The organism is Neisseria sp. DTU_2020_1000833_1_SI_GRL_NUU_006 (assembly GCA_032388755.1).
Classification (GTDB): Bacteria; Pseudomonadota; Gammaproteobacteria; order Burkholderiales; family Neisseriaceae; genus Neisseria; species Neisseria sicca_C.
Window position 1 is genome coordinate 709783 of the sequence record CP135593.1, and the last position, 13440, is coordinate 723222.

Sequence of the window (13440 nt, forward strand, 5' to 3'; positions counted from 1 at the left end):
AAAACTGCACCTTGTGAGTTCGAGGGGATGTCCAACTTTGGGGGTGCAGTTCAAATTTCAGACGACCTTTTGTGATTGAAGGAGGTTTGGGGTTGCAATATCAGCCGTTAGCCTTGCTTCTGCCTTTGCGCTTGGTTGGCGCGGTATCCGAGGTTTTCACCTTGATTTTCACGCTTTTGCTTGGCTTCTTGTCTTTGCGTTTGGCTTTTTCCGTTGCCGTTTTGGCTTTGGCGGTTTTCTTTTTGCCGTTTTCAGACGACGTTGCTGCGCTTTCCGGTTGGGTTTTGCTGCGGCGTTTGGCGGCGGGTTTTTCCTGTTTTACAGGCGTTTTCATCGCGTCGTCGATTTCTTTCGCCGTCAGTTTGTGCTTAGTTTTCGAGCCGGTTTGGGCGGTGGTTTTGGTGCGGCGTTTTTTGCCGCTGCTTCCGCCGCTGATCAAGGTCAGGTCGATTTTGCTGGTGTCCAAATCGGCGCGCGCCACTCGGACGCTGACTTTGTCGCCCATGTTGAAACGGATGCCGCTGCGTTCGCCTTCTATCGCCATGATTTCGGGACGGAAGTTGAAATAGTCTTCGCCCAAATCGCTGATGTGTACCAAGCCGTCGATGTGGATGCCGTCTAAGGTAACGAAGAGGCCGAAGTTGGTCATGCCGGAGATTTTGCCTTCGAATATTTCGCCGACTTTATCGCGCATGTAATAGGTTTTCAGCCAATTTTCCACGTCGCGGCTGGCATCGTCGGCGCGGCGTTCGCAGAACGAGGTATGGACACCCAAAGCCTGCCAGCTTTTGCTTGGCGTGTAGGTTTGTTGGTTCAATACGGCTTTGATGGCGCGGTGGACGGTCAGGTCGGGATAGCGGCGGATGGGGGAGGTGAAGTGGGCGTATGCTTCGTAGGCAAGGCCGAAGTGTCCGTCGCAATGCGGTTCGTAAACTGCCTGCTGCATGGAGCGCAGCATCATGACTTGCAGCAATTCGGCATCGGGTCTGCCTTTGAATTGTTCGGCAAGTGCGGCATAGTCTTTTGGCGTCGGGTTGTTGCCGCCACCCAGTTGCAAACCCAATAAGCCGAGCTGCTCGCGCAGGGTGGCGAGTTTTTCGGGCGTCGGGCCTAAGTGGTTGCGGAAGAGGGCGGTGTGCTTGTTTTTTATCAGGAACTCTGCCGCGCAGACGTTCGCCGCCAACATACATTCTTCAATCAGTTTGTGGGCGTCGTTGCGGACAACGGGCACGATTTTTTCGATTTTGCCGTTGTCGTCGAAAAGCATTTGGGTTTCGACGCTTTCAAACTCCACCGCGCCACGTTCGAAGCGTTTTTTCTGAAGGATTTTGAAGAGTTTGTAGAGGGTGTCGATTTGGGCTTTGTGCGGATGGTCGAGGTCGTCTGAAATCCAATCCCAGACTTGGTTGTACGTCAGACGGGCATGGGAACGCATAACCGCAGGGTAGAAGCGGTATTCTTTAATATTGCCCGCGTAAGTGATGACCATGTCGCATACCATGCACAAACGCTCGACATCGGGATTGAGCGAGCAGATGCCGTTGGACAGGTTTTCCGGCAGCATCGGAATCACGCGGCGCGGGAAGTAAACGCTGGTGCTGCGTTCCTGCGCGTCCGTGTCGATAGCGTCATCAGGACGGACATAATGGCTGACATCGGCAATCGCCACGACCAAACGGTAATTGCGCCCGATTTTTTCGGCAAACACGGCATCGTCGAAATCGCGCGCCGTTTCGCCGTCTATGGTTACCAAAGGTAAATCGTGCAAATCGACGCGGCCTTTCAAATCGCTTTTACGAACACGGTCGGGGATTTTTTTTGCGGCTTTGGCACACGCTTCGCTGAATTGGTGCGGCAAATGGTGTTTGCGCACGGCGATTTCGATTTCCATGCCGCTGTCGGCATAATCGCCTAATACTTCGATGATTTTCGCCACGGCAGGGCGGTTTTGCTCAGGATAAGTCTCGATTTCGCCGACGATGACCTGACCGGATTCGGGTTTGAAATGCGCGACGCTGTCAGGTTCCAAAACGATGCTTTGGTTCAGGCGTTTGTCTTCTGCTTCCAAAATCGCCACGCCGCGATCCATATAGAAACGTCCGACCACTTTGCTTTGCGCGCGTTCGACAATATCTAAAACCGTTCCTTCGCGGCGGCCTCTGCGGTCAATGCCGGCAGGGCGGACGGTAACGATGTCGCCGTGCATGATGCCGCGCATTTGGCGTTCATATAAAACAAAATCGCCGTCTTTGGTGGGCGTGAGCGGTACGGCGAAGCCGAAGCCGTCTTTGTGCGCCTCGACACGGCATTTGACCAAATCCAATTTGTCCGCCGCGCAAACCGCACCGCGGCGGTTGATTAAAACCTGACCGTCCCGCGCCATCGCTTTCAGACGACGTTCGAAAAATTCGTACTCTTCTTCCGTAATCGACAACTCGCGTGCCAAGACTTCGATTTTCGACGGCACGCCTTTTTGCTCCAATAATTCAATGATCCACTCCCTGCTTGGCAGCGGATGTTCGTAACGTTGTTTCTCCCGTTTCAAAAACGGGTCTTTTTCTCGTAAATTTAAAGATTTAATATTTTTGTTCATTTTATTGGTTGACATTCTTTTTCTAAAATATATAATGACCGCTTCTTTGCGAAATAGTCAATCACTGTAACGCAAAACAGGAAATAAAGCAAAGCCCAGGTGGCGGAATTGGTAGACGCGCTAGCTTCAGGTGCTAGTGTCCTCACGGGCGTGGAAGTTCGAGTCTTCTCCTGGGCACCAAACCTTTTGGTCGCCGCTTTGCTTATCCATCCTAATTGCCCAGGTGGCGGAATTGGTAGACGCGCTAGCTTCAGGTGCTAGTATCCTCACGGGTGTGGAAGTTCGAGTCTTCTCCTGGGCACCAAATCAATTATCCGGCTTATCCGGATTTTTTATTGAATAGATTTATTTGTCTGATTAAGCTACAATATCAGACAACAAAATATGTTTGATTCCACAGAGAGGTGGATGAGTGGTTTAAGTCGCACGCCTGGAAAGCGTGTATACGTGAATAGCGTATCGAGGGTTCGAATCCCTTCCTCTCTGCCAATTACTTTTTTAAAAGTTTTTCATCACTTTTAAATCTATATATAAATGGCTAAGTTATCAAAGACTTAGCCATTTTTTATATTTGTATGTTTTAAATCTATTTCTAGTACATACAGATTTTTTTGATTTTTTTATGGTATTTTATGTGTTATCAACAAGGAGTAACACATGCCTAAAATCGTAACGCCTTTGAGCTTGTCTCAAATCAAAACCGCCAAACCCAAAGACAAGGTTTATAAACTTTCCGACGGCGGCGGGCTGGCTTTATGGGTTTTGCCGTCCGGTACTAAATCTTGGCGGCTACAATACCGCCGAGCCGATGGGAAAATGGACACGATGACTTTAGGACTTTTCCCCCGCTTCGGGTTAGCAGATGCTCGCGCTTGGCGGGAGGAGATATTGTCTAAAATTAAAAAGGGCATAAATCCCAAATTGATTTCAGACGACGTAGCCGCAGCATATCGGTTTGAAAATTGTTTGGCGCGGTGGTTTGACAAATGGCGCAAGTCTGGGGGCAAACAGGGGACAGGGAAGAATCCCCGTTATGCGGAGCAGGTCTTGGCTGCGATTGAGCTTAATGTCTTGCCGACATTCAAGGGGCGCGATATTCGGTCAATCACGACGGCGGAAGTTGTCGCGGTGTTGCGCAAGATGGAGCAGCGGCAGGCGTTGGAGTATCTGCGGCGGGTAAAAGGTAACTTGGGGCTGATGTTTGATTATTTTGTTGCTGACGGCTCTATCCCTTCGAATCCTGTTGCGGTCATCGGCAAGCAGGTTTTTGACAAACCGCCCGAACGTCATTTCGATGCTTTGCGATTCGACCAACTCCCCCTTTTAGTTGAACGCCTCGAAACATCAAAAGATATTGGAGACCGAGCGCGGCTTTTAATTTACTGGCAACTGTTGAGCATGACGCGCCCGTCTGAAGCGGCAGGGACTAGACTGTCAGAAATAAATCTCAAGGCAGGCATTTGGGAAATACCTATCGAACGAATGAAGACACGCCCGCATATTGTTCCATTGAGTTCGGCTTTGAAAACTATTTATTTCGAGGCTATCCGCCTTAATGTGAACGGTATTTATTTGTTTGAGGGCGCGGGATTCGCTAAACCCATGTCCTCCGAAACTGTTCGTATAAAACTACGCTCCAAGATGGGACTTAACACAACGGCGCACGGCCTCCGAAGTTTGGCGCGAACATACCTGCGCGAAGTTTATAAAATCCGCAGAGATGTCGGAGAGATGCTACTTTCTCACGGGATATCCGACAAAACAGAACGCGCCTATGATCGCTCCGAACTTTTAGACGAGCGGCTGGAGATGCTCGAGAACTTAGGGCGCGATGTCATGGCTCTTCGCGACCGTTATCGCACTAAATGATGTTATTCGCTATGTGGTCGTCTGAAACATTTCAGACGACCTTTTTTTGTGTTGCCGCCCCTGCGACGACGGGCGGCGCGCGCTCCCCCTCCACGCCCGCGGGCTTTGCGGGGGTGTGTTTTTTTATGCAGCGATAGAGTAGGCGGGAATCCTTATGTTTCATGGGATTTTCGGCTTTTTTGGGGTACTGGTTTTTTATGCGTTTTTATGCAAGATTATGCATTTTCATGCTGATTTATGCACCGCCTTTAAAATACAATAATAAAGCCGTCTGATTTTTTTCAGACGGCTTTTTTCAATCGATTTTTAGGGCTTGTAATAACTGGTCTGTGACGTATTGCAAATCCTCTTTCGGCAATCCCAATAACAGGCGCGATGGTAGGTTTTTACCGGAATTACCATCTTCGTGTTCAGTGGCAATGGCTGCCGCTGAACCGCCGAACCAACCAATTTGCGCGCGGTTGGCATCTGCCTTTTGACGCAGCCAGCGGGCGGCACCGAGACGTCGGAACATTGCCATTCGGGATGCTGTCGACGTTTTCAGGTATAAATATTCTCGTCGGAATCCCAACAGTCCGCGTTCTCCCTCGAACCGAACTAATTCTTTTCCGTTTTCCGTCCGGCTGTATGCGATGCGCCCTGTGTAGTTGTCACCGTATTTTTCCCCGAAAAAACGAAACGGTCGACCGTTCAGCCCTTCGCCATCCCGTATGCGGCGGAACATAAAGCGGTCGCCCTGCCGCTTAGCCATTGGATTGCCGTCAGGCTCCACGTTTGCCCGAATCCGTTCGCGGTTCCGGCGGCGCAGTTCGGTTGCGATTGTACGCAAAAGTTTGGCGCGGACAGACGGCTTGAGTTGCAGTGACAGATGGCGGATTTGCGCGACAAACTCTTCCAATTCTTGCATTTGTTTATCCTTTTAGCAAAAAGGGCGCATGATTGCGCCCCGCATTGATGCCTAAAAAGCCTGTCTCGGCGGCTCCGCCTTGACTTTGTATGTGACCAAACCATTATCATCAAGTCCAGCGATGACGGTCTCAGTCAATTTAAGCTCTATCATCACATCCCACACGTCTGACTCTATCGGTTCAGCTTCAAAAATAAAGGCGCGTGATGATGCGTCCGCACCCGGACACAAAATATCCGGTTGATTTTCTTGTAGCCACTTATTCACAATCAAAAAAAGATACGCAGGATCGCGATGGAACTCCTGAATAAAAATATTGAGCGTGTACTTCGCTTCATAACTCAATGTATTGCGTTTCGGAATAATCTGCCCCGACAAAACCGTCAGACGCAGACGGTCAGGGGCGGCTTTAAACTCCGGCAGCGTTTCCTGTATGGCAAGACGCAGGCTTTTTGGTTTTTCCATTTTCAGACGACCTTATTTTGTAAACCGCTGTCGCTGTTCTTCGATGCGTTGGCAGTCAATACATAAACGGCAACCCGGTACTGCTTCTCGACGCGCTTCGGGGATGATTTCACCGCACTCTTCACACTCTTGGGCGGATGGCGCGGCGGATTCTTTTTCCTTTTGGCGCAACAGCCAGAATTCGCGCATTTTTTGCTCTAAGTCGCAGGCTTGGTCAATGATGTCGGTCATGGTGTAGCTTTCCCTTCTTCATCGCCTTTGAGGCAGGCTGACAAAGCGTCGCGATAGAGGCGGCATTGTTCAAACGCCGAGCGATAGGCAATCAAGGCGCGAACCATGTCCGCATTGGTTGAAATCTCTTCGGGCGGGTAGGCTTCACACTTCGGCACCGGCGGGCATGACTCGGCAGCCTGTACAGATACCGGCGGATTATGGGTGCAGGCAGTAAGGGCAACGGCGGCAACGAGAACGGAGAGACGTTTCATTTTTTATCTTTCATAGTTTGATGTTTAAAAGGGCGCAATCATGCGCCCCGCTGTTATTTTTTATTGATGGTTCTGGCTACATCTTCGGGCAGTTTTTCAGACGACCATTCATGATGCTTAGTCAGTGCCGCTTCGACTTGGCTGTTTTTTTCAGCCTGCACCTTCATAATTTGGTTTACCTGCTCCTGCAAACTTTGGGCGCGGGCTTTATAAATCCTGATTGTTGCGTCTTTCGACTTGATGGCGGCTTCCTGCGCGGCGACTGTTTGTGTCAGTGCCTTATTGCTTTTTCGCATGTACATCAAGCCATATCCGAGGACGGAGACGGTCAGGATATAAGACACGACAACAACAATAGCTGTTTTCATATCATCTCCCTTTCTAGGCTTCGCTCACGCCTGCTGCCGCAGTGCCGGTAACGATGGGCAGGTTATAACGCTCCTCTGACGGGAACGATTTAACCGGCTTACCATCAACCAATTTAGACGGCCAGTAGCAGCCATCGATGTCGGCGGCGTTAAACGGCACGATTGATACGGCATTGCCCTGATTACCGCCCCATCCCATAATCTGCCCTTTGGCGTTTTTGCCGCCAACGAAAAACACATGGCCGCCGCCTTTGCGGGATTTCACGGCGATACAGCCATAGGCAGGTTTAGAAAGCTTGGTTAGACCTGCTTCAGACCATGCCTTTGCACGATACCAATCCTTGATGACGGCGCGCCCGCTTTTGCCGAGACAGTACCCGACAAACAGACCGCACCAAGGCGTCTCGTCGTCTGCGTACCACGCTTTTGCAGCATTGGGAAAGTTTCCCATCTCTTTGAGCCAAGACTGGATAATCGGGTTATGTTTCGCACCGACGATTTCTCTTAATCCGAGGTGCCGGCGGGCTTCCGCCATCCAAGGCAATTCAGTCATATTTTTTCCTTTAATTGTGTGTTTCAGATGTTGTCCGACCTTCTTGCATCAGGTTTTTCGATGACTGGCTTACCGCCTGTCGTTTCAAAAATCCTTGATTTGCGGCGATAGGTCGGGTTTTTTTCGGGTTAATTTTGCTGACGTTTCCGCCGCTCCATAACACTGCACCCGTGTGCAGGGCGAGACCGAAAATCAGTAGCCATGTAGTGAGTGATTCGATGGCAAAGGCGGCGGCCAGTGCGAGACTGCAAAACCACACGATAGACAGATAGGCGATTGCCGCACTCAACGGCTTATGCGTCTTTCCGCGCGCGTCGAACATGATGATTCTCAGGGCGGCGGTCAGGGATAAAGCAATGATGGCGGTGGTTTGGACGGTATTCATACCTCTTTTTCCTCTTCCAATTCCGTGTTTTTCAGACGACCTTGGTCAATCAGGCGCATGATGCGTTGCAGTCCCAATACCAAACCGGCAGAAAAGAGGGCGGCAGCAGTAAAACTATTGATGCGCAGCTCGTCGCCCGGCATCAGCCAGTTAACAATATCTTCCGCTCCGTCGTAACCAAAAATACCGCCAACAAAGGACACGGCAAACAACCAAGCCTTATTGATCGGGCGTTCTGCCTTTTGGCTTAGGACAAACAGGGATGCGCCGATAAGCGCGCCAAACGCGACGGAGGCGTGGACGTGGTAGCTTCCGATGACGATAACGGCGGCATTGACGGCAGTGGTGGTTTTATCGTGGGTCATAACGTTTCAATCCCATAGGTTCAGGGTGGATTTTTCTTGTATTTCTTCGTATTTCGCTGCTTCGTGCAGCCTTATTTTTATGCCGGCGGGCAGCAGGGCAGGGTAGGCGGACAAGCCGTAATTTGCTGTCAGGATGCGCTCGGTATGCCCTGCCGATGTGCCATAGTGCCGCCATGCGATATTTGCGACGGTGTCGCCTTCTTTCGTTATGTATTCCATTTCAGATTAATTCCGCATCGCATCTTCTTTCGCCCATGACGGCGGCGGTCGCGTAGTGGGCTTCGCGGCGGTAGTCCTCCGCCTGACTTTGCTTCATTTCTGCCCGCTCGCCCGCTTTTCCCGATGGCTCTGTGTCCGCGTATTTTTCAAGCAGTAGGGATTTGGCATAGCAATAGACGGCGCGGCGGTAATGGATGGTTTTGACGGATTCGCCATTGATGACGTCGTCTGAATCGCCAGTTTCGGCAAGCGTGGATTTGCCGACCTGAACGGCGGAAATACGGTATTTTTTAAGCTGTCCGTTGACATGTGCGACGGCTTCGAGGGCGGCGTGATATACGCGCGAACTGGATATGTTCGCCTCTATCCGCATGACTTCGCGGAAGTTTGTTAAGTCAATAACGGGAAAAAACGGAATGCTTCGGATTTCGGATTGGTCGAATTCCTGCCGCCCTTGGTCGGGGTTATCGGCGAAAACCATCGTCATGTTTTGTATCCATACTGAAGAAGCCCGCCCGATGTTCAGGCGGGCTTCGGAATAGAGGCGCAGAGGCTTTTACGGATAAGGCCGTCCGCAATTAATCGGGAGGACTTTCCGCAGGCTTGCGCCCGGCGGGGGGAAGATTTCAGCCTTCAAGCTGTTTTTTGAGTGAGGCAATACGGGATTTGACGCCGATTTTGTCGGAATACTGCAAAGCGGATTCGTAGTAGCCTACGGCACCCTGAACGTCTCCGACTTCTTCGGCACGCTCGCCACATGCTTTGAAAAACTTGGAGCGCACAATGTCCGTCAGATTGATTGTGTGCATACCTGTCTCGTCATCCGTACTGCTCAAGAGAGCGAGCAATTCAGCATGATTTTCGGTACTTAAAGCGGCACCGGTGGCAAATTGCTCTGCCAATTCTTCAACCAACAGGTCAGGCAAGTCGCGGCGGTAGTCGTCTTGCACCTTCATGCCATGCTTGATAGCGAACAGGATGTACGGCACGGCAGTATCGAGGTCGCCAATGTCAATCAGCCACAAAAGCGCAGTCGTGAAGACAGGGTCTGATTCAGACGGCGTCCCTGCTTGGTACACGTCTTCGAGCCACGGCAGATATTTCAAAATCATGCCTTTTTTGGCTTGGACCTTATCGGAAACCGCTTTGATTTGGCTCAATACGGCGCGGTCTGCGTTGAGGGAGGCGAGCAAGCGGCGGTACGGTTCGGCGGCATTGATGTCCTCTCCGTTTTGCGCGGCTTGCTCGGCCAAAACTTGTTGTTTATGTGCTTGGGCGGGTGTCATTATTTTTCTTTCTGTGATGTCGTCTGAAACTCAATCGCCGCAACCCATACGGGGTGAAGCTCGTTTCAGACGACCTTTTGACAGCCGACGGACGCTTGATGCTCTTTTTTTAGTCCGTCGGAATTTTTACTTCACGATTTTGATGTTTTCGACCAAGGCGGCCGCGCCATACTCTTCGACGACATAGCAGATGTTTTCCGATTGGTAGTCTGCGATGCGGTCAAATTCAGGCTCGTCCACCAATTTGCGGCGGTGGCCGCCTTTGTGGAAGTAAATCGACAGATTTTCCAGCGGCGTAACCAGCAGGGTATTTTTCGGGAAATATGGCACGGTAACGACCGGCAGACCGCCCAAGCGTTTTTCGCTCATGATGATGTCGGCTGGACGCAGCTCACTTGCCTTATTACCTGCTTCTTTGATGACTGCGAAGTATTTTTCAGACAACAAAGATTGATGGCAGATAACGGTCATGCCCGGCATATCGTGGAACTCTTCGTCAATCAGGTTTTCCATGACGTCGGTAACGAGATGGTCGATTGATGTGTATGGTTTACCTGTACCGATTTCGATTGCCGTCGCAGCCCCACCCATGACGTTGGTCGCTGCATTTTCGCGCAGATGCTGTAACCAGCCTTTTTGAACATCCTGCAAGAGCGGATTGCTGGCAAAGTTGGTGGTCGCAGCGGCAGACGTGCCGTTGAAGCCAATGGCAATCAGGCTCAAGGCTTTAGATTTGACGAGCTGGTTATTAATCAGCTTGACGTATTCGGGGTGGGCGCTCCAAGAGTCCATGTCGTCGTAGCTGACTTGAGTGTCAAAATTGACTTTTTTGCACAAATACTGGCGGTCGCTCAGGTTGTGATATGGCTTGGGTTGGCGGCGAACGCTGCCGTCGCCGTTTTTGGTATCGGTACGGGAGGCGTTCAAACCAGTCGATAAACCGATGATGGAACCGGCAATTTCGGTTTTGCTGATGATGTTGATTTTCTGCAAGAAAGTAGATTGCAGACGTACTGCTTCGCGCATTTTTTGAGATACGGCGGGCTGTACGTTGAATTGTCGCGCAATACCTGCGGCGGTTGTGCCGTTGGCTTTTGCGACGGCATTGATGTATTGCTGAATGTATGGGTGCATTTTTCGCCTTTACTTGTTATCAATATTCGGAATCTGCGACGGTGGTCGCGCCGGTGTGCGCGGCGGCGGCATTGACAGGGGTCGATTCGACTTTTGCTTTAAAGGCCTCGAATTCTTGTCGCAATGCCGCGTAGTCTTCGACGATTTTTCCAGTGATTTGCGCCGATTGCTCCAATTCTTTAGTCAGGGCGGCAATTTCTTGGCTGTAATCGATTTTTTGCGGTTCTTGGCTTGGCTGTTCGGGGGCTGTTTTTTTGCTGAACATTGCGTCGTGAATGACGGCAAAAATGCCTTTTTTCTCTGTTTTCGGTTGGGTTTCGGCTTGGGGCATATCTTGACTTTCCATTTGTGTGTATGCGGCGGTGAAATTGGGGTCGTCCGGGGCAATTTGTCGGAATTTGAGCATTGTTGTACCCATCGAGGCGGGCGAGTCGGTCATCGCGATACCAACCAAATAGGCTTTGCCGGTATCGCCGAACGGCTTCATCAACTCCATCGAGGTGAAGACTTTTTCGCGGTCTTTGATGTAGCCCAGCATTTTTTCAGTCGGGTCGATACGGGCATACAAACGGGTCACGCCGTCGGTCGTTTCGGCTTTGAGTTCGAGGACGTCGCCCAAGCCCGAATAGTCGTTTTTCGGGCTGTATGGGCGGTAGTGTTCCAAGTTGATGCGCGCGCCGTACAACTCGGGGTCATATGCGGCAGCAGCGGCAATGAGGTCGGCGGATTCGATGGTGCGTCCATCAACGGTTGCACCTGATTTGCCGATGCAGAACCATCGGTCGCTAAATTTTTCTTTGGTTGATTTGGAGGATTTATCCATTTTTGCCTGCTTTGGTGTTTGTCCGCTTTATTTTGTCATTTGCGCGGAGCGAGGCAAGCGGAGGGGGTTTTCCGTGTGATTTTCAAGTCATGCCAAATGGGCGTGTCGGGCGGATTTGCCCGAAAATCGGGGGATTAAAGATATTTTTTGAGCTAATGGAAAAACGTCAGAACATCGAAATCGCGCAGAATATAGACCCGCGCCTTGTGGCGCGTTCTCTTTACTGGCAGGGCTGGAAGATTACCGCTATCGGGCGGCATTTAGGGCTGAAGCCCGCTACGGTGCATTCTTGGAAGCAACGGGAAAACTGGGATGGCGGGACGCCGATGCAGCGCGTCGCCTCTTCTATTGAGGCGCGCTTAATCCAACTCGTCAACCTCCCGAACAAATCGGACAGCGTTTACAAAGAAATGCGCCAGCTTTCCGCACTAATGAGCGGGGAGGGTAGTAAAAGGTCGTCTGAAAAATCGGAAATGCCGAAGGACAACCGCTTTGACGGCGCAGACAAGCCGCCTTTTGACAGCGTGCCGACCATAGACCGCCCGCCGCGTGAACGTACCGAGCGCACCGAACGCAGCCGCACCCGCTCCGTCGAAAAACCGCCGAAAAACTATATCGCGCCGGAGCAGCAGCAGCGCATGATAGAGATTTTCGAAGAGCAGTGTTTCGATTATCAGCGGTATTGGGGCGAGATTTATCGGACGCACCGTTTCCGAAATATCTTAAAAAGCCGCCAAATCGGCGCGACTTTCTACTTCGCCCGCGAAGCCTTCCTGACCAGCCTAAAAACGGGCATCAACTCCATTTTCCTGTCCGCGTCCCGCGCGCAGGCGTATCAGTTCAAGCAATACATCCTAAACCTCTGCAAGATGGTCGATGTCGAGCTTAAAGGCGGCGATACCATCTCGCTGCATAACGGCGCGGAACTGCATTTTTTAGGCACCAATTCACGGACGGCACAGGGGCGCAACGGCAACTTGTACGTCGACGAATATTTCTGGATTCCCGATTTCGAGCGTTTGCAAACGCTCGCCGAGCCGATGGCGAGTCAAAAGCACCTGAAAACGACCTATTTCTCCACGCCGTCATCCGAAGGCCACCCGGCTTATAGTTTTTGGTCAGGCGCGATGTTTAACGAAGGCCGTCCCAGAAGAGAGCACATCAAGCTTGATTTGAGCCATGCCGCTTTAAAACACGGTCGTCAGGATGCCGACGCGCAATGGCGGCAAATCGTCACGATTCATGATGCGCAGGAATCAGGCTGCAACCTCTTCGATATTGATTACCTTCGCCAGCGCAACTCGCCCGACAAGTTCGCGCAGCTTTTTGAATGTCAATTCGTCCCTGACGGCGAGGGCGTGTTTCACTTTGCCGACCTGCAAGCCTGCGGTGTCGAATCGTGGGATTGGACTTGGTACAAACCTGACATGATGCGTCCGGCGGGAAATATCCCCGTATGGATAGGATACGACCCGAGCTATACCGGCGACGCGTCCGGCTTGGTGGTCGCCGTTCCACCACAACGCAACGGCGAACCATTCAGAATCTTGGAAACACACATGATTAATGGGGCGGACTTCGAATCTCAAGCGAAAATCATTCGCGGCATGACCGAGAAATTCAACGTTACCAAAATCGTCATCGACGCAAACGGTATCGGCGCGGCGGTGTACGACCTTGTTAAAAAATTCTACCCGCCCGCCATCGGCATGACCTACACGCCCGACATTAAAGGGATGATGGTTTTAAAAACGCAGAACCTGCTCAAAAACAAACGTATCGAGTGGGACGCGGGCAAAATCGATTTGCAGATGGCGTTTATGTCCGTCCGCCGCGCAATTACCGCCAGCGGACGAAACATCACTTACGAATCGACGCGCAGCAAAGCCGCCAGTCATGGCGACTTGGCTTGGGCAGCGATGATGTTGTTTTATCAAGAGCCGCTGGACAATGTTGTCAGCGGACGTTTTGAGATTGATAGTTAAAGG

The 13440-nt window shown here is 51.3% G+C and carries 16 protein-coding genes and 3 tRNA genes; 5 read left to right on the top strand and 14 right to left on the bottom strand.

The genetic code is table 11. The features are described from left to right. Positions 1–100 precede the first annotated feature (100 nt). Positions 101–2593, bottom strand: a complete 2493-nt coding sequence (rnr, locus tag RSJ68_03375) for a ribonuclease R (GenBank protein WNU97784.1) — start codon at positions 2591–2593, stop codon at positions 101–103. Positions 2594–2686: 93 nt separating this feature from the next. Here rnr and RSJ68_03380 point away from each other — a divergent pair. The 4 genes from RSJ68_03380 (at position 2687) to RSJ68_03395 (ending at position 4462) form a co-directional block, all read left to right on the top strand. Then, a tRNA-Leu gene (locus tag RSJ68_03380) sits at positions 2687–2773 on the top strand. A gap of 37 nt (positions 2774–2810) precedes the next feature. After that, positions 2811–2897, top strand: a tRNA-Leu gene (locus RSJ68_03385). Positions 2898–2991: 94 nt separating this feature from the next. Then, a tRNA-Ser gene (locus RSJ68_03390) sits at positions 2992–3082 on the top strand. Between the two features lie 168 nt (positions 3083–3250). Continuing rightward, entirely contained in the window at positions 3251–4462 is a 1212-nt protein-coding gene (locus RSJ68_03395; protein WNU97785.1) for an integrase arm-type DNA-binding domain-containing protein, read from the top strand. 295 nt (positions 4463–4757) lie between these two features. On the opposite strand, the gene RSJ68_03400 is transcribed toward RSJ68_03395, so the two are convergent. The 13 genes from RSJ68_03400 to RSJ68_03460 form a co-directional block, all read right to left on the bottom strand. Continuing rightward, the gene (locus tag RSJ68_03400; protein WNU97786.1) at positions 4758–5369 is read right to left on the bottom strand and encodes a phage virion morphogenesis protein; all 612 of its coding nucleotides are present in this window, start codon (positions 5367–5369) and stop codon (positions 4758–4760) included. Positions 5370–5420: 51 nt separating this feature from the next. Further along, on the bottom strand, positions 5421–5834 hold the full coding sequence (locus RSJ68_03405) for a phage tail protein (GenBank protein WNU97787.1): 414 nt from the start codon (positions 5832–5834) through the stop codon (positions 5421–5423). Between the two features lie 12 nt (positions 5835–5846). Beyond that, positions 5847–6065, bottom strand: a complete 219-nt coding sequence (locus RSJ68_03410) for a TraR/DksA C4-type zinc finger protein (protein ID WNU97788.1) — start codon at positions 6063–6065, stop codon at positions 5847–5849. After that, positions 6062–6319, bottom strand: a complete 258-nt coding sequence (gene lysC, locus RSJ68_03415) for an Rz1-like lysis system protein LysC (GenBank protein WNU97789.1) — start codon at positions 6317–6319, stop codon at positions 6062–6064. Before lysC ends, RSJ68_03410 begins: the two co-directional genes overlap by 4 nt. Positions 6320–6372: 53 nt before the next feature. Next, the gene (locus tag RSJ68_03420) at positions 6373–6687 is read right to left on the bottom strand and encodes a hypothetical protein (GenBank protein ID WNU97790.1); all 315 of its coding nucleotides are present in this window, start codon (positions 6685–6687) and stop codon (positions 6373–6375) included. A gap of 13 nt (positions 6688–6700) precedes the next feature. Then, the gene (locus tag RSJ68_03425; protein ID WNU97791.1) at positions 6701–7240 is read right to left on the bottom strand and encodes a TIGR02594 family protein; all 540 of its coding nucleotides are present in this window, start codon (positions 7238–7240) and stop codon (positions 6701–6703) included. Positions 7241–7250: 10 nt separating this feature from the next. Further along, positions 7251–7625: a phage holin family protein gene (locus RSJ68_03430; GenBank protein ID WNU97792.1), complete on the bottom strand. Its 375-nt coding sequence runs from the start codon at positions 7623–7625 to the stop codon at positions 7251–7253. Beyond that, the gene (locus RSJ68_03435; protein ID WNU97793.1) at positions 7622–7990 is read right to left on the bottom strand and encodes a putative holin; all 369 of its coding nucleotides are present in this window, start codon (positions 7988–7990) and stop codon (positions 7622–7624) included. Before RSJ68_03435 ends, RSJ68_03430 begins: the two co-directional genes overlap by 4 nt. A 6-nt stretch (positions 7991–7996) precedes the next feature. Then, entirely contained in the window at positions 7997–8209 is a 213-nt protein-coding gene (locus tag RSJ68_03440) for a tail protein X (GenBank protein WNU97794.1), read from the bottom strand. A 1-nt stretch (position 8210) separates the two neighbouring features. Further along, entirely contained in the window at positions 8211–8696 is a 486-nt protein-coding gene (locus RSJ68_03445) for a head completion/stabilization protein (GenBank protein WNU97795.1), read from the bottom strand. A gap of 139 nt (positions 8697–8835) precedes the next feature. Then, positions 8836–9495, bottom strand: a complete 660-nt coding sequence (gene gpM / locus RSJ68_03450; GenBank protein ID WNU97796.1) for a phage terminase small subunit — start codon at positions 9493–9495, stop codon at positions 8836–8838. A 126-nt stretch (positions 9496–9621) separates the two neighbouring features. Next, positions 9622–10629, bottom strand: coding sequence for a phage major capsid protein, P2 family (locus tag RSJ68_03455; GenBank protein WNU97797.1), 1008 nt, complete (start codon positions 10627–10629; stop codon positions 9622–9624). Between the two features lie 19 nt (positions 10630–10648). Next, positions 10649–11452, bottom strand: coding sequence for a GPO family capsid scaffolding protein (locus RSJ68_03460; GenBank protein ID WNU97798.1), 804 nt, complete (start codon positions 11450–11452; stop codon positions 10649–10651). Positions 11453–11607: 155 nt separating this feature from the next. On the opposite strand from RSJ68_03460, the gene RSJ68_03465 reads away from it, so the two are divergent. Further along, on the top strand, positions 11608–13437 hold the full coding sequence (locus RSJ68_03465; protein WNU97799.1) for a terminase family protein: 1830 nt from the start codon (positions 11608–11610) through the stop codon (positions 13435–13437). Positions 13438–13440: the final 3 nt, after the last annotated feature.